Source organism: Stenotrophomonas sp. SXG-1 (genome assembly GCF_014083965.1).
Taxonomy (GTDB): domain Bacteria; phylum Pseudomonadota; class Gammaproteobacteria; order Xanthomonadales; family Xanthomonadaceae; genus Stenotrophomonas; species Stenotrophomonas geniculata.
The window spans coordinates 4,510,290-4,534,602 of sequence record NZ_CP046588.1 but is presented as its reverse complement, the minus strand read 5'-3'; the positions used below and the strand labels follow the sequence as shown (position 1 = coordinate 4,534,602).

Annotated in this window: 22 protein-coding genes; 14 read left to right on the top strand and 8 right to left on the bottom strand. The window is 67.0% G+C overall.

The window, feature by feature from the left end:
* Nucleotides 1-256: 256 nt before the first annotated feature.
* The 7 genes from rpmH to GOC52_RS20605 all read left to right on the top strand — a co-directional run bounded on the left by rpmH (nt 257) and on the right by GOC52_RS20605 (nt 9,045).
* Nucleotides 257-397: a 50S ribosomal protein L34 gene (rpmH, locus tag GOC52_RS20635; RefSeq protein WP_005411729.1), complete on the top strand. Its 141-nt coding sequence runs from the start codon at nt 257-259 to the stop codon at nt 395-397.
* 5 nt (nt 398-402) lie between these two features.
* On the top strand, nt 403-897 hold the full coding sequence (rnpA, locus tag GOC52_RS20630) for a ribonuclease P protein component (protein WP_021203275.1): 495 nt from the start codon (nt 403-405) through the stop codon (nt 895-897).
* Entirely contained in the window at nt 897-2,612 is a 1,716-nt protein-coding gene (yidC, locus tag GOC52_RS20625) for a membrane protein insertase YidC (protein ID WP_043397705.1), read from the top strand. The genes rnpA and yidC overlap by 1 nt, the downstream gene beginning before the upstream one ends.
* Nucleotides 2,613-2,727: 115 nt before the next feature.
* A complete protein-coding gene (locus tag GOC52_RS20620; protein ID WP_010487436.1) occupies nt 2,728-5,400 on the top strand; it encodes a polysaccharide deacetylase family protein in 2,673 nt (890 codons plus the stop codon).
* Between the two features lie 3 nt (nt 5,401-5,403).
* The gene (mnmE, locus tag GOC52_RS20615) at nt 5,404-6,753 is read left to right on the top strand and encodes a tRNA uridine-5-carboxymethylaminomethyl(34) synthesis GTPase MnmE (RefSeq protein ID WP_010487439.1); all 1,350 of its coding nucleotides are present in this window, start codon (nt 5,404-5,406) and stop codon (nt 6,751-6,753) included.
* A gap of 154 nt (nt 6,754-6,907) precedes the next feature.
* Nucleotides 6,908-7,825, top strand: a complete 918-nt coding sequence (locus GOC52_RS20610) for a BRCT domain-containing protein (protein ID WP_227199920.1) — start codon at nt 6,908-6,910, stop codon at nt 7,823-7,825.
* Nucleotides 7,826-7,929: 104 nt separating this feature from the next.
* Nucleotides 7,930-9,045, top strand: coding sequence for a glycerophosphodiester phosphodiesterase (locus GOC52_RS20605; RefSeq protein ID WP_191850379.1), 1,116 nt, complete (start codon nt 7,930-7,932; stop codon nt 9,043-9,045).
* A 108-nt stretch (nt 9,046-9,153) separates the two neighbouring features.
* Here the strand turns inward: GOC52_RS20605 and GOC52_RS20600 are convergent, their stop codons facing one another.
* On the bottom strand, nt 9,154-9,924 hold the full coding sequence (locus GOC52_RS20600; RefSeq protein WP_010487444.1) for a rhomboid family intramembrane serine protease: 771 nt from the start codon (nt 9,922-9,924) through the stop codon (nt 9,154-9,156).
* A gap of 106 nt (nt 9,925-10,030) precedes the next feature.
* Nucleotides 10,031-10,993: a TerC family protein gene (locus tag GOC52_RS20595; protein ID WP_010487446.1), complete on the bottom strand. Its 963-nt coding sequence runs from the start codon at nt 10,991-10,993 to the stop codon at nt 10,031-10,033.
* Nucleotides 10,994-11,366: 373 nt separating this feature from the next.
* Here GOC52_RS20595 and GOC52_RS20590 point away from each other — a divergent pair, with 373 nt between their 5' ends.
* Together GOC52_RS20590 and GOC52_RS20585 are read left to right on the top strand one after the other, a co-directional pair.
* A complete protein-coding gene (locus GOC52_RS20590) occupies nt 11,367-12,536 on the top strand; it encodes a class I SAM-dependent rRNA methyltransferase (protein WP_043397689.1) in 1,170 nt (389 codons plus the stop codon).
* A gap of 138 nt (nt 12,537-12,674) precedes the next feature.
* A complete protein-coding gene (locus GOC52_RS20585) occupies nt 12,675-13,910 on the top strand; it encodes a dipeptidase (RefSeq protein ID WP_019336826.1) in 1,236 nt (411 codons plus the stop codon).
* A gap of 55 nt (nt 13,911-13,965) precedes the next feature.
* Here the strand turns inward: GOC52_RS20585 and GOC52_RS20580 are convergent, their stop codons facing one another.
* Both GOC52_RS20580 and GOC52_RS20575 read right to left on the bottom strand, forming a co-directional pair.
* A complete protein-coding gene (locus GOC52_RS20580) occupies nt 13,966-15,393 on the bottom strand; it encodes an amino acid permease (RefSeq protein ID WP_010487453.1) in 1,428 nt (475 codons plus the stop codon).
* A gap of 175 nt (nt 15,394-15,568) precedes the next feature.
* Nucleotides 15,569-16,564: an aldo/keto reductase gene (locus tag GOC52_RS20575; protein WP_191850376.1), complete on the bottom strand. Its 996-nt coding sequence runs from the start codon at nt 16,562-16,564 to the stop codon at nt 15,569-15,571.
* A 121-nt stretch (nt 16,565-16,685) separates the two neighbouring features.
* Between GOC52_RS20575 and GOC52_RS20570 the strand changes: the two genes are divergently transcribed.
* Entirely contained in the window at nt 16,686-17,588 is a 903-nt protein-coding gene (locus GOC52_RS20570; protein ID WP_029380155.1) for a LysR family transcriptional regulator, read from the top strand.
* A gap of 23 nt (nt 17,589-17,611) precedes the next feature.
* On the opposite strand, the gene GOC52_RS20565 is transcribed toward GOC52_RS20570, so the two are convergent.
* Genes GOC52_RS20565 through GOC52_RS20555 form a run of 3 tightly spaced genes read right to left on the bottom strand, consistent with a single transcriptional unit; the run spans nt 17,612 to nt 19,658 of the window.
* Nucleotides 17,612-18,046 carry a hypothetical protein gene (locus GOC52_RS20565; RefSeq protein WP_010487459.1) on the bottom strand — a complete coding sequence of 145 codons (435 nt, stop codon included), beginning with the start codon at nt 18,044-18,046 and terminating at the stop codon, nt 17,612-17,614.
* On the bottom strand, nt 18,043-18,672 hold the full coding sequence (gene leuE / locus GOC52_RS20560; RefSeq protein WP_010487461.1) for a leucine efflux protein LeuE: 630 nt from the start codon (nt 18,670-18,672) through the stop codon (nt 18,043-18,045). The genes GOC52_RS20565 and leuE overlap by 4 nt, the downstream gene beginning before the upstream one ends.
* A 14-nt stretch (nt 18,673-18,686) precedes the next feature.
* Entirely contained in the window at nt 18,687-19,658 is a 972-nt protein-coding gene (locus GOC52_RS20555) for a LysR family transcriptional regulator (protein ID WP_049412868.1), read from the bottom strand.
* A gap of 91 nt (nt 19,659-19,749) precedes the next feature.
* On the opposite strand from GOC52_RS20555, the gene GOC52_RS20550 reads away from it, so the two are divergent.
* The gene (locus tag GOC52_RS20550; protein WP_010487464.1) at nt 19,750-20,757 is read left to right on the top strand and encodes a zinc-binding alcohol dehydrogenase family protein; all 1,008 of its coding nucleotides are present in this window, start codon (nt 19,750-19,752) and stop codon (nt 20,755-20,757) included.
* A gap of 161 nt (nt 20,758-20,918) precedes the next feature.
* On the opposite strand, the gene GOC52_RS20545 is transcribed toward GOC52_RS20550, so the two are convergent.
* The gene (locus GOC52_RS20545; RefSeq protein ID WP_010487466.1) at nt 20,919-21,524 is read right to left on the bottom strand and encodes a glutathione S-transferase family protein; all 606 of its coding nucleotides are present in this window, start codon (nt 21,522-21,524) and stop codon (nt 20,919-20,921) included.
* Between the two features lie 45 nt (nt 21,525-21,569).
* On the opposite strand from GOC52_RS20545, the gene rmuC reads away from it, so the two are divergent.
* From rmuC to GOC52_RS20530, 3 genes are all read left to right on the top strand, one after another.
* The gene (gene rmuC / locus GOC52_RS20540) at nt 21,570-23,126 is read left to right on the top strand and encodes a DNA recombination protein RmuC (protein WP_029380156.1); all 1,557 of its coding nucleotides are present in this window, start codon (nt 21,570-21,572) and stop codon (nt 23,124-23,126) included.
* Between the two features lie 71 nt (nt 23,127-23,197).
* Nucleotides 23,198-23,596 carry a hypothetical protein gene (locus GOC52_RS20535; protein WP_053443764.1) on the top strand — a complete coding sequence of 133 codons (399 nt, stop codon included), beginning with the start codon at nt 23,198-23,200 and terminating at the stop codon, nt 23,594-23,596.
* A gap of 126 nt (nt 23,597-23,722) precedes the next feature.
* A complete protein-coding gene (locus GOC52_RS20530) occupies nt 23,723-24,268 on the top strand; it encodes a glutathione peroxidase (protein WP_053443763.1) in 546 nt (181 codons plus the stop codon).
* The last annotated feature ends 45 nt before the right edge of the window (nt 24,269-24,313 follow it).

The following is a 24,313-nucleotide window of genomic DNA, read 5'->3' as shown; positions in this document are numbered from 1 at the left end:
CAGCAATAATCGTCCGGTGGCCGGGGCATGGACGCGACAAGGCGCCCAAACACAGGCCGGAAAGGGGGGGAAATGGATGGCTCAGACTACCACCGAGCGCCCGCCTTCGGAATGCTTGTCCCCTACTTATTCACAAAAACATCCACAGCTATTGCACAGCCCAGTGAATTCGCGTAGCTGCCAGGGGTTGACTTGGGGCGGGGTACCTCTCTAGAATTTCCGGTTCTTTCCGTCCCATTCATACGAGAGGCCCCCAATGGCCACGAAGCGCACCTACCAGCCCAGCAACCTCAAGCGTAAGCGCGACCACGGCTTCCGTGCCCGTATGAAGACCGCTGACGGCCGCAAGATCCTGTCGCGTCGCCGCGCCAAGGGCCGCAAAGTCCTGAGCGCCTGATTGCCATGCCGCACATCGCGGCAGACGCAATCCCTTCGACAGTGAATACTGCAGACCCGCGCAAGCGATTCCCTCGCTCTGCGCGGGTTCGCACGCGTGCCGAATATTCAACGGTCTTCAACGGCGCCCGCCGTGTGTCCGATCCGCTGATGACCCTGCACTGGCTGCCGGCTGACCGGCCGGCCAGGCTGGGTCTGGCGGTTTCCCGCAAGGTTGATCCGAACGCCGTTGGGCGTAACCGGATCAAGCGCGTCCTGCGCGACATCCTGCGTCAGACACGTACCGACATCCAGCCAGGCGACTTTGTCGTCGTGGCTCGAAGTGCTGCGCGTTCCGCCAGCAACGACGAGATCCGCCAGGCCTTCCTGCGCCTGCTGCGTCGCCTGCGTGCATTGCCCACGCCGGGCGTGGACGGCACAATGCCGCCGCCTGATGGCATCGCAACTCCTTCTTTGACCGAGCCGGCATCGCGTCCCGGCCCCGCCGAGCCTGTCCGCTGATGAACCAGACCCGCGTATTCCTCATTTTTGCCTGGCTGATGGTGGCCGTGCTGCTGTGGATGGAGTGGAGCCGTGAAAAGGCTGCTCCGACCCCGGCACCGACGACCACGTCGGCCCCGGCCGCTGCACAGAGCGTTCCGGGCGCAACCCCGGGCGCCATCCCCAGCGCCCAGGTTCCGGGTGCGCCCGGCCAGGCCGCCGTGCAGGCGCAGGCCAGCGCCACCCCGGCCAGCCAGCGCGTGACCGTCACCACCGACGTCCTGCGCCTGGTGCTCGATGGCGGCCGCGTGCTCGACGCCGAGCTGCTGCAGTTCCCGCAGACCAAGGACGAAGGCAGCCCGCCGGTCCGCCTGCTGACCGAAGACCCCGCGCATCCCTACAGCGCGATCAGTGGCTGGGCCAGCGAAGACAAGAACACCCCGGTCCCCGGCGCTGACGGCTTCAAGCTGGTGGGTGACACCAAGGACTTCGTGCTGGCCAAGGGCCAGAACGAGCTGCAGATCCCGTTCGTGTGGACTGCCGACAACGGCGTGACCATCAAGCGCACCCTGACCGTCTCGCGCAACGAGTACGCCGTGCGCTTCAAGGACGAAGTCAGCAACACTGGTGCCGCTCCCTGGAACGGCTACGTCTACCGCACCCTGGACCGCACCCCGACCATCCTGTCGCGGAGCATGACCAATCCGGATTCCTTCAGCTTCAACGGTGCCACCTGGTACGACAACGACAAGAAGTACCAGCGTCGTGCGTTCAAGGACTACCTGGAAGACGGCACGCTGAACCAGAACATCACCGGTGGCTGGCTGGCGATGCTGCAGCACCACTTCTTCACTGCCTGGATCCCGCAGAAGGACCAGACCGCACACTACGTGCTGTCGCAGGTGGCCGGTCGTGACCTGATCGAGGCGCGTGGCCCGGCCTTCACCGTGGCCCCGGGCCAGTCCACCAGCACCGAAGCCCGCCTGTGGGTCGGCCCGAAGCTGGTCAACCTGATCGCCAAGGAAGACGTGCCGGGCCTGGACCGCGTGGTCGACTACAGCCGCTTCTCGATGATGGCGGTGATCGGCCAGGGCCTGTTCTGGGTGTTGAACCAGGTGCACAAGCTGGTTGGCAACTGGGGCTGGGCGATCGTCGGCCTGGTGGTGCTGCTGAAGCTGGTGCTGTACCCGCTGTCGGCGACCCAGTACAAGAGCGGTGCGAAGATGCGTCGCTTCCAGCCGCGCATCGCGCAGCTGAAGGAACGCTATGGCGACGACCGCCAGAAGTTCCAGACCGCGATGATGGAGCTGTACAAGAAGGAAAAGATCAATCCGATGGGCGGCTGCCTGCCGATCCTCATCCAGATGCCGATCTTCTTCGCCCTGTACTGGGTGCTGGTGGAATCGGTCGAACTGCGCCAGGCGCCTTGGTTCGGCTGGATCCAGGACCTGACCGCACGCGACCCGTACTTCATCCTGCCGGTGATCAACGTGGCGGTGATGTGGTTCACCCAGAAGCTGACCCCGGCACCGGGCATGGACCCGATGCAGCAGAAGATGATGCAGTTCATGCCGCTGGTGTTCGGCGTCATGATGGCCTTCATGCCGTCCGGCCTGGTCCTGTACTGGGTAGTCAACGGCGGCCTGGGCCTGCTGCAGCAGTGGTGGATGACCAAGCGCCATGGCGGCGAGCCGGTCCCGGCCACCACCGCGCCGGCCCCGGTCAAAAAGAAGTAATCGGTAGAGCCGGCCGCTGGCCGGCTGACCCCAGCAGAAGCCCGCCGCAAGGCGGGCTTTTCGCATCCGGCGTTAGAATCGCCGGCACACCGATCCCGCATCCATCGAGTCCGCCATGCCGCGTGCGTCGTCGTTCCGCCTGTTCCTGCCCTCGCTGTTGTTGACCCTGGTCGTTGCCGGTTGTGGTGACAAGGATGCGAAGGCGCCGGCGACCACCGTCACCCAGCCCAGCGCGCAGGCCGCGGCCGCCGCCGATCCGGCCGCGGCGCCGTTGCTGGCCGCGCTGCAGAAGCAGCTCGATGGCTATCGCCGGATCGTCGTGCTGCTGGCCGATGAGGAACAGCAGTCGGCGGCCGATCGCAGCACCTCCACCCGCATCGGCCAGCAGCTGTTCCACGACGGCCTGGAACAGCGCAGCGCCATTGCCGCGCAGTTCGACACGCTGCTGCGTGGTAGCAGCCCGCAGCGCTTCGCCACCCTCGGCACTGTGCTGGACTACATCGAGTCGGCGCCGGAGCTGTTCGACGCCGACCGCTTGGCCTTCCGAGAAGTGCTGCGCGATCTGCATGAGCGCGTCGGCGCCGATTCGTCGCTGCCGGCAGTGAAGCTGCACCAGCGCATCGGCGAAGACCTGGAGGCGCTGGACGAGATCGAGCGCAACTACAACCAGGAACTGACCCGCATCTTCAGCCGCTTCGAGCGCACCCGTGCCATCGAACTGAAGCGCGAGAAGTGGGACGACTACATCGCGCACCTGCACAAGGACTACAGCCGCGAAGCGATCCTGCGCGACTACGGCGTGATCGAGCCGTACCCGATGTCGATGAAGGACAGCGAACGCGAGATCTTCGGCCGCGACCTGCCGCCGAAGACGGTGGTGCTGACCTTCGACGATGGCCCGCACAAGGCCTATACCGATGAAGTGGTGGCCATCCTCAAGCGCTACGACGTACCGGCCGTGTTCTTCGAGGTCGGCCGCAACCTCGGCAAGGTCGAGACCGACGGCAAGGTCAGCCTCGGGCCGATGGCGAAGATCAGCCGCAACCTGATGGAAGAGGGCTACGCCGTCGGCAACCACAGCCTGACCCATGCGCAGCTGTCGCGTACCACCGGCGATGCGCTGCGCCAGCAGGTGCTGGACACCGACACGCTGCTGAAGGATGTCGACAGCAAGCGCGCGCCGCTGTTCCGCTTCCCCTATGGCGCGCGTAATGCCGAAGGCCTGCAGCTGCTCAACGAAGCCGGGTTGAAGTCGATCATGTGGAACATCGATTCGATGGACTGGGCCGACCCAGTGCCGGAATCGATCGTGCAGCGCGTGCTCGACCAGGTGAACAAGGAACAGCGCGGCATCATCCTGTTCCATGACATCCACGACCGTGCGGTGAAGGCGTTGCCGCAGATCCTCGACCGGCTGATCGCTGATGGCTACCAGTTCGCCGGGTGGAATGGCCGCGACTTCACCGTCGCCCGCGCGCGCAAGGGTGACACCAGCCCCGCCACCGTCACCACCGGCTACGAGAAGTCGTGGGCGATCGTGGTCGGCATCGACAACTACGCCAAGTGGCCAAAGCTGGAATACGCCAGCCACGATGCGCAGGCGGTGGCCGATACCCTGACCGGGCAGTTCGGCTTCCCGTCTTCGCAGGTGATCGTACTGAAGAACGAGCAGGCCACGCGCAACAACATCCTGGCCGCCTTCCACGACCGCCTGGCCGATGACCGCACCGGAAAGAACGACCGCGTGTTCGTGTTCTTTGCCGGCCACGGCGCCACCCGCCAGCTCGCCTCCGGGCGTGACCTGGGCTACATCATTCCGGTCGATTCGGACCCGAAGGAGTTCGCCACCGACGCCATCGCAATGACCGACATCCAGAACATTGCCGAGAGCATGCAGGCCAAGCACGTGATGTTCGTGATGGATGCCTGCTACAGCGGCCTGGGCCTGACCCGTGGTGGCCCTTCTTCGTCGTCGTTCCTGCGCGAGAACGCTCGTCGCAGCGCACGGCAGATGCTGACCGCCGGCGGCGCCGACCAGCAGGTGGCCGATGCCGGCCCGAACGGCCACTCGGTGTTCACCTGGGTGCTGTTGCAGGCGCTGGCTGGCAAGGGCGATCTCAACGGCGATGGCCTGATCACCGGTACCGAACTGGCCGCCTACGTGGCGCCGGCCGTCTCAGCCGTTTCGCACCAGACCCCGGCCTTCGGCAGCCTGCCGGGTTCGCAGGGTGGTGAGTTCGTGTTCCAGGTGCCCGACAGCCAGGAATTCCTCAACGCCGATACGCGCCAGCTGACCGCCGATGCAATCGCACTGAACAACAAGGTTGAAGCCGCCAGCGAAGCCAAGGGCAGCCAGGCGCCGGTGACGGTGGCCGACCTGCAGGGCGGCAAGGCCAAGCTGGTGGTGCCCACCGCCGGCCCGGCCTCCGACCGCCAGCGCGCGCAGCAGGCCAATGACCGCGGCCTGCAGCTGTACCGCGAGAAGCAGTACGACGAAGCGGTAGCCCAGTTCACCGAGGCACTGAAGCTGCGTCCGGACTTCGCCCAGGCCGCCAACAACCTCGGCTTCGTCTACTACCGCCAGCAGCGCTATGCCGAAGCGGCGCGCTGGCTGGAGAACACACTGAAGATCGACCCCTCGCGCGCCGTGGCCTATCTCAACCTGGGCGATGCCTACTTCAACGCAGGCGACAAGGCGAAGGCGAAGCAGGCCTACACCACCTACCTGGCGCTGCAGCCGCAGGGCAGTGGTGCCGCGCAGGCACGGGCGCAGCTGGAGAAACTCTGAGCCATGAATGATGCAATCCGCGCCGATACCATCGTGGCCATCGCCAGTGCCCCCGGCGCGGGCGGTGTCGGCCTGCTGCGCCTGTCCGGTCCGCGCGCAGCGGCCATCGCCAACGCGTTGGGTGCGCCTGCACTGCGCCCGCGCCATGCGCACTACGCACGCCTGCGCGACGCCGATGGCGAGGTCATCGACGATGGCATCGTGCTGTGGTTCCCGGCACCGAACAGCTTCACCGGCGAAGAGGTGGTGGAACTGCAGGGCCACGGCAGTCCGGTCCTGCTGCAGCAACTGGTCGCGCGCTGCATCGCGCTCGGTGCGCGCCAGGCGCGGCCGGGCGAGTTCAGCGAACGCGCGTTCCTCAACGGCAAGCTCGACCTGGCCCAGGCCGAAGCCATCGCCGACCTGATCGCGGCCGGCGACAACCGCGCGGCGCGCGCGGCACGTCGCTCGCTGGACGGCGTGTTCTCGCGCCGCATCGACGCCGTGGTCGAGCAGCTGGTGCTGCTGCGCATCCATGTGGAAGCGGCCATCGACTTCGCCGACGAACCGCTGGATACCCTCGGCGGCGCGCAGGTGCGGCGTGGCCTGGAACAGGCGCGCAGCGACCTGGCCCTGCTGCGCCGCGACGCCGAACGTGGCCGCCGCCTGCGCGATGGCCTGCATGCCGTGCTGATCGGTCCGCCGAATGCCGGCAAGAGCTCACTGCTGAACGCACTGGCCGGCAGCGAACGCGCCATCGTTACCGACATCGCCGGCACCACCCGCGACACCCTGCGCGAGACCATCCGCCTGGATGGCCTGGAACTGACCCTGGTCGACACCGCCGGCCTGCGCGACGGCGGTGACGCCATCGAACGCGAAGGCATGCGCCGCGCCCATGTGGAGATCGAGCGCACCGACCTGGCCCTGATCGTGCTGGATGCGCGCGATCCGGCGGCGGGTGAAGCCGCGCTGGGCGAGGCCGTGGCAGCGGTGCCGCACAAGGTCTACATCCACAACAAATCGGATCTGCTCGATGTGCTGCCGGCGCTGGACGATCCGGACCGCGTGTTCGTCTCCGCTGCGACCGGTGCCGGCCTGGAGGATCTGCACGCGCGCCTGCGTTCGATCGCATCGGCCGGGGCAGGGGAGCAGGTGGATGGCGAGTTCTCGGCGCGCACGCGGCATGTGGATGCAATCGAGCGTGCGCAGGAACACGCGCAGCGCGCCGATGGCGAGCTGGCGCATGAGCACCTGGAACTGGCTGCTGAGGAACTACGGCTGGCGCATGACGCGCTGGGCGAGATCACCGGGCAGATGAGTGCCGATGACCTGCTGGGAAGGATCTTCTCCAGTTTCTGCATCGGGAAGTAACTGTAGAGCCGAGCCCATGCTCGGCTGCTTTAGGTCTCAGCAACTCGGGGTCAGATCCGCGAAGGGCCTCTGACCCCGTGAAATGACGTGATCAGCTCCAATACTCCGGAGTCTTGTCCGGTACGTCTTGAGTACCGGCGCCGACCGAGCTAGCGTGCAGGAAATTCAGGCAAAGGAATTGCGAATGCATCCGGACCATGTTTCCTACGTTCACTTCACAAGCCCGGCGCAGCTCACTCGTGCGTTGAACTCACTGGCGGGCATCATCGAAGGGATCTCCATTGACAGAGAGATCAACGCCGATGAGCGTCGCTTCTTGGCGCACTGGATCCAGGATCATTTGCATCAGCGCCAGCAGCATCCGTTCACTGAACTGATGCCTGTGCTCGAGCGCTCACTTGGCGAAGGTCGCATGGATGAAGATGCGGCGGAGGATCTGCGATGGTTGATCGACCGGATGTGCTCAAGTGATCGGGTCAATGCCACCACAGCAGATCTCCAGCGACTTCATGCCGTACTGGGCGGAATAATCGCTGATGGCCAGATTTCAGAGGCCGAGCTGCGTGGTCTTTCGGACTGGATGGATGAGCATTCCCATCTACAGGGATGCTGGCCGTACGACGAAATCGGACACCTCGTAGCCAAGGTACTGGCTGATGGTGTGGTGGATGCGCAGGAACAAGATCTGCTTCGCCAGTTCTTCAGCGAGTTCGTCGTCCTCGGCGATGACCGCACCTTGACCGATCCGTCGTTGCAGATCGCCGGTAGTCTGGTCGGGCTTTGTGCGGTGGCTCCCGAGATCCATTTCGAGGAGAGGGGATTCTGCTTTACGGGTGCATCGTCCCGAGGGTCGCGTGCCGATATCCAGGCGCTGGTAACGGCGCGAGGAGGGCGGGTGCACAGTGCACCTTCGAAAAAGGTTGACTACTTGGTGATTGGCGCTGAGGGAAACCCTTGCTGGAGCTACGCCTGCTACGGCCGCAAGGTGGAACGCGCAGTGGAACTGCGCAAGGAAGGACTGCGGATCATGATCGTTCACGAACGCGATTTCCATGACGCCTTGGTCGATTGAAGACGCGGGATCGGAGCCCCTGCGGGGATCCGATCCCAGGTCCCCCACCTGTCACATTGCCGCCGCATACTGACGCCCATCACATACCGCTTGGGGAAGTCGCAGTGAAGTCGTGGGGTTGTGCGTTGCTGTTGTCGCTGGCCGTGGCACCATCGGTGGCCATGAGTGCTGAATCCTCCACCCCGGCCGCGCACAAGGTGTCGGTCTACGGCCATCGCGGCGCAAGCGCGCTGTTGCCGGAGCACACCCTGGCGGCCTACGCCCAGGCGATCGCCGATGGCGCCGACTACATCGAACCGGACCTGGTGATGACCAAGGACGGGGTGATGGTGGCCCGCCACGAGAACGAGATCGGTGGCACCACCGACGTCGCCTCGCATCCGGAGTTCGCCAGCCGCCGCACCAGCAAGGTCATCGACGGGCAGAAGGTCGACGGCTGGTTCACCGAAGACTTCACTCTGGCCGAGCTGAAGACCCTGTACGCGCGCGAGCGCCTGCCGGAGCTGCGCAGCACGGCCTACGACGGCCAGTTCCGCATCGCCAGCCTGGACGAGATCCTGGCCTTCCTGGTCCAGCAGGCCGGCCGCGCCAACCGCGGCATCGGCCTGGTGCCGGAGATCAAGCACCCGACCTACTTCCAGTCGATCGGCCTGCCGATGGAAGACAAGCTGCTGGCCGCGCTGCGCGGCAACGCCTATACCAACGTCGGCCCGGTCACCATCCAGTCGTTCGAGACCGCCAACCTGCGTTACCTGCGCGGCAAGATCCCGCGTGGCAGCAACATCCGCCTGCTGCAGCTGCTGTGGAAGGGCGACACCCAGCCGACCGACATCGCCAAGGCCGGTGGCACGCTGACCTACGCGCAGATGATGACGCCGGCCGGACTGAAGGATATCGCCAGCTACGCCGACAGCATCGGCCCGGAGCTGCGCTCGATCATTCCGCTGGATGACAAGGGCGCACTGGGCACGCCGACCACGCTGGTGCGCGATGCGCATGCGGTGGGCCTGATGGTGATTCCGTACACCTTCCGCCCGGAGAACCACTTCCAGGCCAGCAACCTGCGCAAGGGGGCCGACAACGCGCGCAATGCAGAGGGATCGATCGCCGAAATGCGTGCCTACCTGGCCACCGGCATCGATGCCTTCTTCACCGATGACCCGGCACTGGGCCGGCAGGCGGTGGATGGGATGGGTGCGGCCGGGAATGCGGCGAACTGACGGGCTCTGGTAGATGCCAACCTTGGTTGGCACACGGCAGGAGTGCCGACCAAGGTCAGCCACTACCGGCTCATGAGGTTGCCGGCCAGCGGCCGGCACTACCGTCACCTAGCTGCGCGGCTCGTCCGGCCGGCGGAACGGGATCACCACGTAGTCCTGGCCTTCGCGCGGCTGCCACAGCACCGGCACGCGCTGCGGTGACGGCGGCTCCAGCTCGTCGTCGGGCAGCGGTTCGATGTCTTCTTCCTCGTCTTCCCAGCTGTAGCGCGGGCGCGGCGGTAGCGGGTCGGCATTGCGGAACAGCAGCGCGGCGATGATGCCGGCGAAGGCGCCGCCCATGTGCGACTGCCAGGACACGCCGTCGGCGTGCGGCAGGATGGTCATCAGCATGCCGCCGTAGAACAGCATGCCGATCAGGCCGGTGGCAATCGCCGCGCGATCGCGGCGCAGCAGGCCCAGGCTGGCCAGCAGGAACATCAGGCCATGGGTCACGCCACTGGCGCCCAGGTGCACGCTGCCCGGATTGCCAAGCATCCACGCGCCGATGCCCGAGCCCAGCCACAGCAGGGGCAGCGCGCGAACGGTGGCTTTCGGGTAGACGCTGCCGGCCAGCGTGCCGAGGATCAGGATCGCAATGCTGTTGGCGACGATGTGCTCGACCGAGGCATGCAGCATCGGGCCGCCGATCAGGCCAAGCAGGCCCTTGGCTTCCAGCGGCGCGACCGCCCACGGTCGCCAGTCGAACGTGCCCTGCAGCGCGAACACGGCCACCAGCACCAGCACGGCGGCCAGGCTGGCATTGAACGCCCGCAGGATGCGCGAGCGGTCATTGCGGGGGGCCGGCACGTCGCCAGCGGGCAGGGGCGCGTTGTTGTTCATACCTCAGCAATGGCGGTGGTTGGCGTGAAACCAAGGCCACCGCGGCGGGAGAGTGGAAACGGCCGGCGGGACAATCCCACCGGCCGCGCCATCCAGCGGGTCGGGCTCAGGCCTGGCCTTCGCCTTCCTTCGGCGGGTACTTCAGGCTCAGCACCACGGTGGCGGCGATGATCACCGCCACCACGCCCAGCGACACCGGGGTCGGGATCTTGAACAGGTCGATGATCATCATCTTGATGCCGATGAAGCCCAGCACCAGTGCCAGGCCATACGGCAGCAGGTGGAAGCGGTCGGCCATGCCGGCCAGCAGGAAGAACATCGCACGCAGGCCCAGCACCGCGAACACGTTGGAGGTGAGCACGATGAACGGGTCGGTGGTGATCGCGAAGATCGCCGGGATGCTGTCCACCGCGAAGATCACGTCGGTGACCGCGATCAGGATCAGCACCGCGAACAGCGGGGTGAACCAGCGCACGCCATCACGCTTCACGCTCAGCGCGTTGCCAGCGTAGTCCGGCAGCAGGCGCAGGTGCTTGCGCATCCAGCGCAGGGCCGGGTTGGTCTCCAGGTCGGGCTCCTGGCCGGCGGCGAACCACATCTTCCAGCCGGTGAACAGCAGGAAGGCACCGAACACGTAGAGCAGCCAATGGAACTGGCTGATCAGCACACTACCGGCGAAGATCATGATCGTACGCAGCACGATCGCGCCCAGGATGCCGATGATCAGCACCTTCTGGCGCTGTTCTTCCGGCACTGCGAAGTAGCTCATGATCATCAGGAAGACAAAGATGTTGTCGACTGCCAGCGCCTTCTCGACCAGGTAACCGGTCAGGAATTCGAGGCCGACCTTGTTGGCCACCACCTGGCCGGCAGTCTCATTCAGGTAGTACCAGAGGCCCGCATTGAACAGCAGGGCCAGCGCGACCCAGCCGATGGACCACCACAGGGCCTCCTTGAAGGTGACCTTGTGCGGTCCACCATGGCGCATCAACACGAGGTCGACCAGCAGTGCGATGACCACCACCGCTGCGAAGCCGCCCCACAACCACACGTTACCGATCGTCTGCATTGGGAATGTCCGTTGGAAAGATGAATGCCAGGCCGGACGGCGAGGATCTGCAACGGAGGATCGGGAGGGGGATCCAGGGACAGAGCTTCGCCAGTACGGCGAAGGTCTCGCTCGCAGTCCCAGTCGGCTGGAACTGCCGTTGCACCGGAGCCTGCGGGCTCGAAATGACGGCGACAACGTCTGGGAGCTACTCCCCTTCTGACGCCGATTCTGCGGCCTGGCCGGGCCGCCGTCAAATGCCCCTGCATTGGGGTCGGATCCCCAACCGGGCTCCGCACCCCCGCTCTGGTAGATGCCAACCTTGGTTGGCATACCGGCCGGGGGCAGAGCCCCTACGGGAATCTGACCCCGGCGCCCGGTTTACAATAGGTGGATGAATACCCCCCTTCCGATTGTCCGCCTCAAGAATGCGTGGCGTTCCAGCCACCCGTGGATCTTCCAGAAACTGGTCGAGAAGCCGACCGTCCGGCCCAAGCCCGGTTCCATCGTCGACGTCGTCGGCATCGATGGTGAGTTCATTGGCCGCGGGTTCTACAACGGGCACTCGCGCATCGCCGTGCGCATCCTCGAAACCGATCAGAACGTGCCGGTGGATGCCGGCTGGTTCTCGCGCAAGATCGCCCAGGCGGTGTCGCTGCGCCGTGAGGTGCTCAAGCTCGATGCGGTGTCCGATGCCTGGCGCGTGGTGCACAGCGAAGGCGACGGCCTGTCCGGCCTGGTGGTCGACCGCTACGGTGATCTGGTGGTGGTCGAGTTCTTCGCCGCCGGCATGTTCCGCCATCGCGAGTGGATCTACGACGCCCTGCGCGAGCAGTTCCCGGGCTGCCGCTTCCACAGCTTCGCCGACGAGCACGTGCAGAAGCAGGAAAGTTTCGACTTCCACGGCAACACCACCACCGAAGCGTCGGTGATCACCGAGTACGGCATCAAGTTCCGCGCCGACCCGGCCGGTGCGCACAAGACCGGCTTCTTCGCCGACCAGCGCGAGAACCGCGAGTGGCTGAGCCGGCAGGTGGAAGGCAAGAGCGTGCTGGACCTGTGCTGCAACACCGGCGGTTTCGCCGTGTATGCGGCGGCGCGTGGTGCTTCGGAAGTGGTCGGCATCGACATCGATGAAGACGTCATCCAGATCGCCAAGGGCAATTCGCGCCTGAACAACGTGCGCCCGAAGTTCGTCCAGTCCGACATCTTCCCGTGGCTGCGCGATGCCGCCAACCGCGGCGAGCAGTACGACGTGGTGATCCTGGACCCGGCGAAGATGACCCGCGACCGCGACCAGGTCATCACCGCGCTGAAGAAGTACCTGGACATGAACAAGCTGGCGCTGGGCGTGGTGAAGCCGGGCGGCCTGTTCGCCACGTTCTCGTGCACCGGCCTGGTGGCCGAGGACCAGTTCCTCGACATGCTGCGCCGCGCGGCCTACTTCTCTGGCCGCACGATCCAGATCCTGAAGGTCGCTGGTGCGGGTCCGGACCATCCGTTCATGGCCCACGTGCAGGAATCGCGTTACCTCAAGGCCGTGTTCTGCCGCGTGGTGGATTGACCGCGGGACGCTGTAGAGCCGAGCCCATGCTCGGCTGATCTGCCTGACAGCCTCAAGATCCGCCGGGCGTGGCCCGGCGCTACCCAATGCGCGGCCGCAGCGCTATGGTCGGGCTCTTCCCATTGCCGGTGAGAGCCCATGCCATCGTTGCGCCACCTGTCCGTCGTGCTTGCCCTGGCGCTGTGCGCGCCGCTGTCGGCTCATGCCATCGAGTTCAGCGCACAGGAACTGGCCCGCGCCAAGGCCCTGCAGCAGCGCCTGGTCACCCTCGACAGCCATCTGGATACGCCGGCCAATTTCGGCCGCAGCGGCTTCGACATCGAGCAGCGCCACGACCGCAACGCGCTCTCGCAGGTGGACTACCCGCGCATGGTCGAAGGCGCGCTGGACGGCGGTTTCTGGGCGATCTACACCGACCAGGGCGATCGCACCGCCGCCGCCCATCTGGCCGAGCGTGACCACGGCCTGCAGCGGCTGCTGGAGATCCGCGAAATGCTGGCCGCCAATCCCGAGCGTTTCGCGCTGGCATTGACCGCCGATGACGCGGCGCGGATCAAGGCTGCCGGCAAGCGCGTGGTCTACATCAGCATGGAAAACGCCAGCCCGCTGGTGGCCGATTCCAGCCTGCTCTCGTTCTACCACCGCGCCGGCCTGCGCCTGCTCAGCACCGTGCACTTCGCCAACAACGAGTTCGCCGATTCGGCCACCGACCCCAAGGGCGCGGAATGGAAAGGACTTAGCCCGGCCGGCAAGGAGCTGGTGCGGCAGGCGGTGAAGCTGGGCATCGTGATCGACCAGTCACATGCGTCGGACGCGGTGTTCGATGACCTGCTGGCAATGATGCCGGTACCGTTCGTGCTGTCGCACAGTTCGGCCAAGGCGGTCTACGACCACCCGCGCAATCTCGACGACGCGCGCCTGCGCAAGCTGGCCAAGGCCGGCGGCGTGATCCAGGTGAATGCCTATGGCGGTTACCTGATCGACACCGCAAAGACGCCCGAGCGCAAGCAGGCCGAGGAAGCGCTGAGCAAACAGCTGGGTGGCTGGGAAGGCATGGGCATCGAACAGGGCGTTGCCCTGCTGAAGGCCGAGCAGGCGCTGGACCACGAGCATCCAGTGCGCCATGCCAGCCTGGACGATTTCTTCGCCCACTTCGAGCACATCCTCAAGGTGGTCGGCCCCGAGCACGTGGGCATTGGCCTGGACTGGGATGGCGGCGGTGGCCTGAGTGACCTGCCCGATGTCAGCCAGCTGCCGAAGATCACCGCGTGGCTGCTGCGCAAGGGCTATACCGAGAAGCAGATTGCCGGCATCTGGGGCGGCAACCTGCTGCGGGTGATGCGCCAGGCGCAGGAGTACGCCGCTGCTCCGTAGAGTCGAGTGGTGCTCGACTCTACAGAGGGGCGCCGGGCCATGCCCGGCGGCGCCCTTATTTCGCGATCAGCGCGTGGCGACGGCTGTACAGGAAGTACAGCACCAGGCCGGCCACGTTCCACAGCAGGAAGTACAGCTGGGTGGTATGCGGCAGGCTGATGAACAGGTAGATGCAGCCCAGCGCGGCCAGCGGGCCGACCACGAAGGCCAGCGGCGTACGGAACGTGCGTTCGCGGTTGGGCTCGCGCAGGCGCAGCACCACCAGGCAGATGCCTACCGCAGTGAACGCGGCCAGGGTACCGGCGTTGGCCAGTGCGGCGATCTCGTCCAGGCGGGCGACACCGGCCAGCGCCGACACCACCACCGCAGTGAACAGCGTGGTCGCCACCGGCGTGCCGGTACGTGCGTTCACCTTGGACAGGCGACGCGGCAGCAGGCCATCGCGGCTCATCACGAAGAAGATGCGGCTCTGGCCGTACAGGAAGGCCAACAGCACGGTCGGCAGGGCGATGATCGCGATTACGCCGATCACCATCGCCGCGGTCGGATGGCCCAGCTGGCGCATGATCAGGGCCAGCGGCTCGGCGCTGTGGCCGAACACCGCGTAGCTCATCGCACCCACGGCGGCCAGCGCCACCAGCACGTAGACGATGGTGCAGCCGATCATCGAACCGATGATGCCGATCGACAGGTCGCGGCCCGGGTTCTTGGTTTCCTCGGCGGCGGTGGAGATCGCATCGAAGCCGTAGAAGGCGAAGAAGATGATGGCCGCTGCCGCCATCACGCCGTGCTCGACGCCATCAGGGCCCATCGACTTGGCGAAACCGTAGGGCATGAACGGCTGCAGGTTGGCGCTGTCGAACGCAGGCAGGGCCACGGCCACGAAGATGGCCAGCGCGATCAGTTTGAACACGACCAGGATGGCGTTGAGCGTCGCGCTCTCCTTGGTGCCGGCCATCAGCATGCCGGCCACCAGCCAGGTGATGATGATCGCCGGCAGATTGATCATGCCGCCTTCCACATGCGGGCCGGCCGCCAGCCAGGCCGGCAGGTGCACGTTCCAGCCGAACTGGGTATGGACCCATTCGAGGAAGCCGACGAAGTAGCCGGACCAGCCCACCGCCACCGTACTCACCACCAGCGAGTACTCCAGGATCAGGCTCCAGCCCACCACCCAGGCGAACACTTCGCCCAGCGCGCTGTAGCTGTAGGTGTAGGCACTGCCGGCGGCAGGCATCATCGTCGACAGCTCGGCGTAGGACAGCGCCGCACAGGCGCAGACGGCACCGGCGATGGCGAAGGAGATCAGCACGGCCGGGCCGGCCAGGTTGGCACCCACGCCGATCAGCGTATAGATGCCGGTACCGACGATGGCGCCGATGCCCAGCGCGATCAGGTGCGGCCAGCTGAGCGTGGGGATCAGGCGCCTGCCGGCTTCGTGGACGGTGACGGAATCTAGGGACTTGCGCCGGAACAGGGACATGCAGGCCTCGGAAGGGGTGACTAAGAACGACAAGTTCCCGAGTGTGACCGAACGCAGCGCAGCATTACCACTGACGGGGGTCATGCATAGCGGGGCGCGCGCTGCGCCCCGGCCAGGCTGCCGGAATCGGCACAATCCGGCGGCAGCCACCGGTGTGCATTGGTCCCGGCCGCTGCTACGACTGGATGTTGGCCATGCCGCTGACCGAATAGCGCTCACCGGCCGCGGCATGCGGCGGGAAGGCCGCATCCAGTGCGTCCAGCGTGGCCGCATCCAGTTCCACCTGCAGCGCACCGAGGTTCTCGTCCAGCCGTACCCGCCGCGTCGTGCCCGGAATCGGCACGATGTGCTCGCCGTGCGACAGCACCCAGGCCAGCGCCAGCTGCGAGGCGGCGATGCCGCGCTCGGCGGCCAGCGTCTGTACGGTGTCCACCAGTGCAAGGTTGCGCTGGAAGTTTTCGCCTTCGAAGCGGGGCGAGGTGCGCCGGTAATCGTCGGCGTCGAAGTCGTCCGGGCTGCGGATGGCGCCGGTCAGGAAGCCACGGCCCAGCGGCGAATACGGCACGAAGCCGATGCCCAGTTCCGCCGTGGTGGCCAGCACTCCGTTCTGCTCCGGATCGCGCGACCACAGCGAGTACTCGCTCTGCACCGCCGTGATCGGGTGGACCGCATGGGCACGGCGGAGGGTGGCCGCCGAGGCCTCGGACAGGCCCAGCCAGCGCACCTTGCCCTGTTCCACCAGGCGTGCCATCGCACCTACGGTGTCCTCGATCGGCACGGTCGGGTCGACGCGGTGCTGGTAGTACAGGTCGATGTGGTCCACGCCCAGGCGGCGCAGGCTGGCCTCGCAGGCGGCCTGCACATAGTCCGGGTGGCCGTTGACCGGCCGCCCCTTCGGGTCGGTCGGGTCCAGGCCGATACCGAACTTGCTGGCCAGGAACACCTGGTTGCGGCGGCCGGCAATCGCGCGGCCGACCAGCACCTCGTTGGTGTGCGGGCCATACACATCGGCGGTGTCGAGCAGGGTCACGCCCCGGTCCAGCGCGTGCCGGATGACGGCAATGCCGTCATCGTCACTGCCGCGGCCGCCGTAGTAGGCGCTCATGCCCATGCAGCCCAGGCCAAGGGTGGACACGGTGGGGCCGGCGCGGCCGAGAGTACGGGTCTTCATGCGGATCTCCTTGGGGAAGGCGCCATGCCTGGAGGGGCAGCGGCGAGGGGCACAGCATCCTCCACGTCATCATGTGGATAAACTGCGTGCCACCGGACTTACCTTGAAGACTGGCTTCACAATGGATGCCTCCGTCCCCCTCACCGCTGTGGTCGCCTTCGTCCACGTGGCCGAGCACGCCAGCTTTACCCGCGCCGCCGATGCCCTGGGCGTGTCGACCTCGGCGCTGTCACAGAGCGTGCGCGCGCTGGAAGCGCGGATGGGCGTGCGCCTGCTGCAGCGGACCACACGGCGGGTCAGCCTGACCGAACACGGCGCGCGCTTCCTGCAGCGCGTGCGCGGCGGCCTGGACCAGATCGACCAGGCCTTTGCCGAACTGGACAGCGCGCGCTCGGTGCCTGCCGGGCGGCTGCGTGTGACCCTGCCGCGCATCGTCGCCGATCGCATGGTCCTGCCGCGGCTGCCCGATTTCCTTGCGCGCTACCCGCAGGTGCAGGTGGAACTGTGCGTCGACCCGGCGCTGACCGATCTGGTGGCCGAGGGCTTCGACGCCGGCATCCGCCTCGGCGAATCACTCGCACAGGGCATGATCGCGGTGCCGGTCGGGCCACCTGAGCGCCAGGTGGTGGTGGCCACGCCGGCCTATTTCGAACGCCATGGCGTGCCGCAGACCCCGCATGACCTGCAGGGCCACGCCTGCATCGTGCACCGCCTGGCCAATGGCCGGCTGATGCCCTGGGAGTTCAGCCGCGAAGGCCACGACCTGGACGTGGAAGTGAGCGGGCGGCTGGTGTTCAACGATGCCGGCGTCGCCCATCACGCTGTGCTGGCGGGGCTGGGCATGGCCCAAGGCTTCGCTTCGCTGATGGCCGACGACATCGCCGCTGGGCGACTGCAGAGCGTGCTGCAGGACTGGCAGCCGCCGTTCCCCGGCTTCCACCTGTACTACCCCGCGCGTGAGCAGATGGCGCCCAAGCTGCGGGTGTTCATCGATCACCTGCGCGCGGAGATGCACCACCGGTAGATGCCAACCTTGGTTGGCATGCTTCAATCGACCACGCGCGCCGCTACGCCTCCCGGCCAATGGCAGCCATCCTCGTGCCACGCCTCGACGTCCTCGTTGAACTCGATACGTCGCCCGTCGCGGGCGCGCTCGTAGCTGAAACCGTAGACGTGCGCGCCCTGGGTGCTCAGGTAGTAGCGCCCATTGAGGCGGCCACCGATGCGTTCTTCCCAGACGCTGTCGAACTGGTACGGGCGGTCTTCGGCCAGCACCGTCGTTTCCTGCGACACCTGTTGCAGTTGCAGGCGGCCTCGCTGCCCGGCGTACTGCACGTCGGCGCTGCCATCGTCCAGCCAGCGCCACAGCAGGTGGATGCCGTCGTTGCGGCCCCCGGTGAGGCAGCGATGGTCCTGCACGCTGGCCGCTGCGGTGTCGGCCAGAAGCCCGATGAACACCAGCACCAGCAGCCGCCGGATCATCCGTTCAGCCCCAACCGGATGCCGAACCCCACCAGGAACAGGCCGGCCACGCGGCGCAGCGCATCGCTGATCCGCGGGTGCTGGATCAACCGGCGACGGGCCAGGTTGCCCACACCGATCAGCATCGAGCAGTAGCCGATGCTGACCACCAGGATGATGCCGGCCAGTGCCGCGAAGGTGGCGATGCCCTGGTGTGCCTTCGGATCGATGAACAACGGCAGGAAGGCCATGTAGAACAGGATCGCCTTCGGGTTGAGCAGGCTGACCAGGATCGCCTGCTGGAAATAGCGGCCGGGCTGCATGCGGATCGGGCCAGCGTCGCCACCCTCGTGCTTGGGCGTGCGCAGCAGGCTGATGCCCACCCACACCAGGTAGGCCGCACCCAGGTACTGCACGGCGTGGAACACCAGCGGGTTGGCCTTGAGCAGTGCGGCCACGCCGGCCAGCGCCAGCCACATCAGGATCTGGTCGCCGACCAGCAGGCCGGCCAATGCGGTGTAGCCGCCACGCACGCCGCCCCGGCCGGTGGCGGTCAGCAGGGTGAAGGTGCCGGGGCCGGGCAGGGCGAGAAACACCAGCACGGCGACCAGAAACGTCCACAGGTCCTGGATGCCCATCCACGGCATGGCAGTGTTCTCTCTTACGGGGGGCCGCCATTGTCGGCCAGCGCCGGGACTGGCGACAGGGGGCCGGCAGGACCTTCGGGCATGCCAGACAGCAGAGGTTGCAGGTGCTGGCGCAGCTGCGCGTGCAGCTGCCGCACCGCCGGCGAGAACTGCTTGCGGTGTGGGCACACCAGATGCAGTGGAATGTGGCTGCCGACGCCGTCGAGCAGCAGCTGCAGGCGCCCGGCCAGCACGTCTTCGCGCAGGTCCAGCCAGGATTTGTAGGTGATGCCTTCGCCGGCCACGGCCCAGCGCCGCACCACATCGGCGTCATCGCAGACCAGCGGACCGCGCACCGGAATCACGCTGCGGCGCCCGTCGACCTCGAACGACCAGCGATCGTAGGCGCGGCCACTGAGCTGGTAGACCAGGCAGTCGTGCTCACGCAGTTCGTCCAGGCGCGTGGGCGTACCGCGCCGCTGCAGGTAGCCGGGCGAGGCCGCGAGTACGCGCCGATTGCCTTCCAGCAGGGGCAGGGCGACGTAGTTGGCGTCGTCGAAGTGGCCGATGCGGATGGCCACGTCGACCGGGTCGCGGAACACATCAGCCACTTCGTCGGACAGGCGCAGGTGGAGGCGCAGCCGCGGGTGCGCGGCGCGAAAGGCGCTCAGCCAGGGCAGCAGCAGGTTGCGGCCGAGGTCCGAGGGCGCCGACAGCTGCAGGGTGCCGTGCAGCTCGGTGTCCTCGCCCTGCACGCGCGCCTGGCCCTCGCGCAGGGTGGCCAGCACCTCCTGCGCGTACGGCAGGTACAGCGCGCCCTCGCCGGTCAGGCGCAGGCTGCGGGTGGTGCGCACGAACAGGCGCAGGTCCAGCTCGCGTTCCAGCCGCGCCACGGCAGCAGCGACCTGGCCGGGTAACAGATCAGCCTCGCGGGCGGCCTGCGAGAAGCTGCCCAGCGCGGCCGTGCGGACGAACAACTGCAGGTCGTCGAAGCGGATCATCTTCATTGCCGGAGTGAAAGTGCTGCCTGATTCTGCGCCTTTCTGAGCGGCCATGCGCGGCGCAACCTGTCCACTCCTTCCCCACTGGACCGCTGCCATGCGCGCCATTGCCTACACCCACGCCGGCCTGCCGATCGACGACGCCCGGGCCCTGATCGACATCGAACTGGAACTGCCGCAGCCCGGCCCGCGCGACCTGCGGGTGGCGGTGCGTGCCGTGGCGGTGAACCCGGTCGACACCAAGGTCCGCCGCGGCGTGGCCACCGACGGCCCGCGCGTGCTGGGCTGGGATGCGGTCGGCATCGTCGATGCGGTGGGCAGCGAGGTGACCCTGTTCCAGCCTGGCGATGCGGTCTACTACGCGGGCGTGATCGACCGGCCGGGCAGCAATGCCGAATACCAGCTGGTGGACGAGCGCAGCGTCGGCCGCAAGCCGGCCAGTCTCGACGATGCGGCCGCCGCAGCGTTGCCGCTGACCGCGATCACCGCCTGGGAGCTGCTGTTCGACCGTCTGCGTATTCCCGAGGGCGGTGGCGAGGGCCAGGCCCTGCTGGTGATCGGTGCTGCCGGTGGTGTCGGTTCGATCCTGGTGCAGCTGGCGCGGAAGCTGACCAAGCTGACCGTGATCGGCACCGCTTCGCGTCCGGATACCCAGGACTGGGTCTACGCGATGGGCGCGCACCACGTGATCGACCACAGCCTGCCGCTGGCCGAGGGCCTGGCACGGCTCGGCATCAGCGAGGTGCAGCACGTGGCCAGCCTGACCCACTCCGACCAGCACTACGCGCAGATCGTGGAGCTGCTGGCGCCGCAGGGCCAGCTCGGCCTGATCGATGACCCGGGCCAGGTGGATGTGATGGCGCTCAAGCGCAAGGCGCTGTCACTGCACTGGGAATCGATGTTCACCCGGCCGCTGTACCGCACCGCCGACATGCAGCGCCAGCACGATCTGTTGAACCGGGTGGCCGAGCTGATCGACACGGGCGTGCTGCAGACCACCCTGGGCGAGCATTTCGGACGCATCGACGCAGCCAACCTGCGCCGTGCCCATGCGCTGCTGGAGAGCCATCGCGCCAAGGGCAAGATCGTGCTGGAAGGCTGGTAGGAGCAGACGCTGTCTGTAGAGCCGGGCCCACGCTCGGCTGCCGTTCGCGCGTGGGCGTCAGCCGAGCATAGGCTCGGCTCTACGGAGCTTCATCCACGCATGGCGTGGATCAGCCGTGTCGACCAGGGGCGACACCTACCAACAGCTGCGGGAACCACGGCTCACGCCACGCCGTTGTCGACGTGTTCGGCGAAACCGGGCTGCTCTCGCAGGCGCTCGAACCATGCGACGAGGTGGGGCAGCGCGGGCTTGCTGCCCGGCGTGCTGCGCCAGCGTTGGGTCGACAGCCCCAGCACGATATCTGCAAGGGTGAAGGTGCTGCCTGCCACGTAGGCATCGGTGGCGGCCAGCTGGGCTTCAAGCACACCCATCAGCCGGTTCCACTGCGCCAGGCTGGCCTCGGCGCGGGCATCGTCCGGGTAGTCCGGATGCTGGCGTACGCGCGCCATGAACACGTGGCGCCAGGCGCTGTTGAGGTCGCTGGCCTGCCAGTCCATCCACTGCTCCACCCGGGCCCGGTCCTTCGCTGCAGGTGGCAGCAGATCCTCGCGACCGGCGCGTGCGGCCAGGTAGCGGCAGATGCTGTTGGATTCCCACAGCACGAAGTCGCCATCGCGCAGCACCGGCACCTGCCGGTTGGGGTTCAGCGCGGCCAGCAGGTCCGGCGGGGGGGCCGGTTCGTGGTGCAGGGGCAAGTCCAGACCGGCGCACAGCCACAGCACCTTGCGCACATTGATGGAGGTGGGCTTTCCGTACAGAGCGAGCATGGTCCTGACGCAGCAGCTGAGACTCGGCCAGCCTACACTTGCCCCATGCAAACCGAATATCTGCTCATTGGCGGTCTTCTATTGGCCGTGCTCATCCTGCAGCTGGTCGCCCTGCTGCGCCGCCCGCCGCACGACCGCCTGGAGCAGGCGGTGCGGGAGGAGGCGCGCGCCGGGCGCAGCGAACTGCGCGAACAGCTCGATGGCTTCGCCCGCGCGCTGACCGATCTGTCCACCCGCACCGACCAGCGCCTGGACCTGCTGCGCGAAGCGCTGGGCGAAGATGCCCGCAAGGCGCGCGCCGAAGCGGCCGAGAGCCAGCAGAGGGGCGCGGCGTTGATGGGACAGCGGCTGCAGGAACTGCGGGGCCAGCTGGAGACCTTCGGCCAGCAGCAGGAAGCGCGCATCCATGCGTTTGGCCAGCAGCTGCAGGAGCTCACCGGGCGTACCGATACCCAGCTCGGCGCGCTGCGCCAGACCCTGGTGGACGATGCACGCAAGGGCCGCGAGGAGGGCGCGCAGTCGCAGCAGCGCCTGACCGAAAGCCTTGGCCTGCGCCTGCAGGAACTGACCCAGCGCAACGAGCAGCGCATCGCCGAGATGCGCACGACGCTGGAAGAACAGCTGCGCGCGCTGCAGAACGACAACGCGCAGAAGCTGGAGCAGATGCGCCACACCGTGGACGAGAAGCTGCAGTCCACGCTGGAAACGCGGCTGGGCAATTCCTTCAAGCTGGTCTCCGAGCGCCTGGAACAGGTGCAGCGTGGCCTCGGCGAAATGCAGCAGCTGGCCACCGGCGTCGGCGACCTCAAGCGCGTGCTGACCAACGTCAAGAACCGTGGCAGCTGGGGTGAAGTGCAGCTGGAGAACATCCTCGAGCAGACGCTCACCCAGGAGCAGTACGCGCGTGCGGTGAAGGTGCGCCCGGATAGTGGCGAGATGGTCGATATCGCCGTGCGCCTGCCGGGCCGCAGCAGCGACGACACGCCGGTGTGGCTGCCGATCGACTCCAAGTTCCCGCGCGAGGACTACGAGCGCCTACTGGACGCGCAGGAACAGGGAGACGCCGAGGGTGTGCGCCTGCAGGGCATCCAGCTTGAACGCGCGGTGCGCGTGCAGGCCAAGTCGATCTGCGACAAGTACATCGCGCCGCCGCACACCACCGACTTCGCGGTGATGTTCCTGCCCACCGAGGGCCTGTATGCCGAAGTGATCCGGCGCCCGGGCCTGGTCGACCTGCTGCAGCGCGAGCACCGCGTGGTGGTGGCCGGCCCGACCACGGTCACCGCGCTGCTCAACAGCCTGCAGATGGGCTTCCGCACGCTGGCCATCGAGCAGCGTTCCAGCGAGGTGTGGAGCCTGCTGGGTGCGGTGAAGAGCGAGTTCGGCAAGTTCGCCGGCATCCTCGAAAAGGCCGAGAAGCAGATCACCACGGTGGGTCGCAGCATCGGCGAGGCCAGCCGCAAGACCCGCACCATCGAACGGCGCCTGCGTGGCGTGGAGTCGCTGGCGTCCGAACAGGCACAGTCGTTGCTCGGCGATCTGGCCGAGGGTGATGCGGCCGCCGAGGACGAGGGCAGTGAAGGCGACGGCGACGAGGCCTGAGCCACGCTGACACGCCGCCTGCATCGCCGATGCGTATGCTGGCGGCCTGTCCGCTTCGATCAGGTATCGTCATGCGCCTGCGCCGCTTCACCAGCCTAGTCCTGACCGCGCTGCTTGCCGCCTGCAGCAGCACACCACCGGCTGCCGATACGGCGGCGGCATCCGCCGCAGCCACCAGCCCCGAAGCGGCCGAGGCGTACCGCGAAGCGCGCGACGTCGACTGCCAGGCCGCTGGCGGCACCCTGCAGCGGCTGGGCCGGCTGCAGCGCGAACAGTGCGTGATTCCTTACGCCGACGCCGGCAAGGCCTGCAGCCGCAAGAGCGACTGCATGGGCCAGTGCCTGGCCGGCGGCGAGGTGACTGTCGGCAGCGTCGCCACCGGGACCTGCCAGCGTGATGTGCGCCAGAACTTCGGATGCCGCCAGCGCATTGATGAGGGCAAGGCGCAGGGCACGATCTGCGTGGATTGAATCCTGCCTGTAGAGCCGAGCCCACGCTCGGCTGCTGTGGCATCAGCCGAGCGTAGGTTCGGCTCTACAAGAGCGCGCGCGGCGCTATGCTGGTGGGCCATTCCCCGCTGTTGCCGGAGCCCCCGCGTGAGCACCCCGATCCAGGACATTTCCCTCACCACCATCGACGGCAAGCCGTCCTCGCTTGCCGACTACCAGGGCAAGGTGCTGCTGCTGGTCAACGTCGCCTCCAAGTGCGGCCTCACTCCGCAGTACGAAGGCCTGCAGGCGCTGTATGCGGAAAAGCACGCGCAGGGCCTGGAAGTGCTGGGCTTTCCCGCCAACAACTTCCTCGGCCAGGAGCCGGGCAGCGAGGCGGAGATCCAGCAGTTCTGCCAGCTCACCTACGACGTCAGTTTCCCGATGTTCTCCAAGATCAGCGTGGCCGGTGATGACACCCACCCGCTGTACCAGCAGCTGACCGCCGCCCAGCCGCAGTCGATCGGCGAAGGCCCGCTGCGTGAGCGCCTGGCGAGCAAGGAGATTCCGATCCACGCAGCACCGGCGGTGCTGTGGAACTTCGAGAAGTTCCTGGTTGGCCGCGACGGCAAGGTCATCGCGCGCTTCGCCCCGGACGTGGCTGCCGATGACGCGCGCCTGCGCGAAGCCATCGAGGCCGCGCTGGCGGCCTGAGGAAAGCGTGCCAACCAGGGTTGGCACCTACCGGAAAAGAAAAAC

Bases quoted from the DNA above. Each gene is read 5' to 3' on its own strand.
- GOC52_RS20600 (WP_010487444.1), bottom strand. From the start codon at position 9,924: ATGAACAACAACGCGCCCCTGCCCGCTGGCGACGTGCCGGCCCCCCGC.
- GOC52_RS20535 (WP_053443764.1), top strand. From the start codon at position 23,198: ATGCGCCTGCGCCGCTTCACCAGCCTAGTCCTGACCGCGCTGCTTGCC.
- GOC52_RS20585 (WP_019336826.1), top strand. From the start codon at position 12,675: ATGCCATCGTTGCGCCACCTGTCCGTCGTGCTTGCCCTGGCGCTGTGC.
- leuE (WP_010487461.1), bottom strand. From the start codon at position 18,672: ATGCCGTGGATGGGCATCCAGGACCTGTGGACGTTTCTGGTCGCCGTG.
- GOC52_RS20575 (WP_191850376.1), bottom strand. From the start codon at position 16,564: ATGAAGACCCGTACTCTCGGCCGCGCCGGCCCCACCGTGTCCACCCTT.
- GOC52_RS20550 (WP_010487464.1), top strand. From the start codon at position 19,750: ATGCGCGCCATTGCCTACACCCACGCCGGCCTGCCGATCGACGACGCC.
- GOC52_RS20570 (WP_029380155.1), top strand. From the start codon at position 16,686: ATGGATGCCTCCGTCCCCCTCACCGCTGTGGTCGCCTTCGTCCACGTG.
- rnpA (WP_021203275.1), top strand. From the start codon at position 403: ATGCCGCACATCGCGGCAGACGCAATCCCTTCGACAGTGAATACTGCA.
- mnmE (WP_010487439.1), top strand. From the start codon at position 5,404: ATGAATGATGCAATCCGCGCCGATACCATCGTGGCCATCGCCAGTGCC.
- GOC52_RS20555 (WP_049412868.1), bottom strand. From the start codon at position 19,658: ATGAAGATGATCCGCTTCGACGACCTGCAGTTGTTCGTCCGCACGGCC.
- GOC52_RS20565 (WP_010487459.1), bottom strand. From the start codon at position 18,046: ATGATCCGGCGGCTGCTGGTGCTGGTGTTCATCGGGCTTCTGGCCGAC.
- GOC52_RS20580 (WP_010487453.1), bottom strand. From the start codon at position 15,393: ATGTCCCTGTTCCGGCGCAAGTCCCTAGATTCCGTCACCGTCCACGAA.
- GOC52_RS20590 (WP_043397689.1), top strand. From the start codon at position 11,367: ATGAATACCCCCCTTCCGATTGTCCGCCTCAAGAATGCGTGGCGTTCC.
- GOC52_RS20545 (WP_010487466.1), bottom strand. From the start codon at position 21,524: ATGCTCGCTCTGTACGGAAAGCCCACCTCCATCAATGTGCGCAAGGTG.
- rpmH (WP_005411729.1), top strand. From the start codon at position 257: ATGGCCACGAAGCGCACCTACCAGCCCAGCAACCTCAAGCGTAAGCGC.
- yidC (WP_043397705.1), top strand. From the start codon at position 897: ATGAACCAGACCCGCGTATTCCTCATTTTTGCCTGGCTGATGGTGGCC.
- rmuC (WP_029380156.1), top strand. From the start codon at position 21,570: ATGCAAACCGAATATCTGCTCATTGGCGGTCTTCTATTGGCCGTGCTC.
- GOC52_RS20620 (WP_010487436.1), top strand. From the start codon at position 2,728: ATGCCGCGTGCGTCGTCGTTCCGCCTGTTCCTGCCCTCGCTGTTGTTG.
- GOC52_RS20595 (WP_010487446.1), bottom strand. From the start codon at position 10,993: ATGCAGACGATCGGTAACGTGTGGTTGTGGGGCGGCTTCGCAGCGGTG.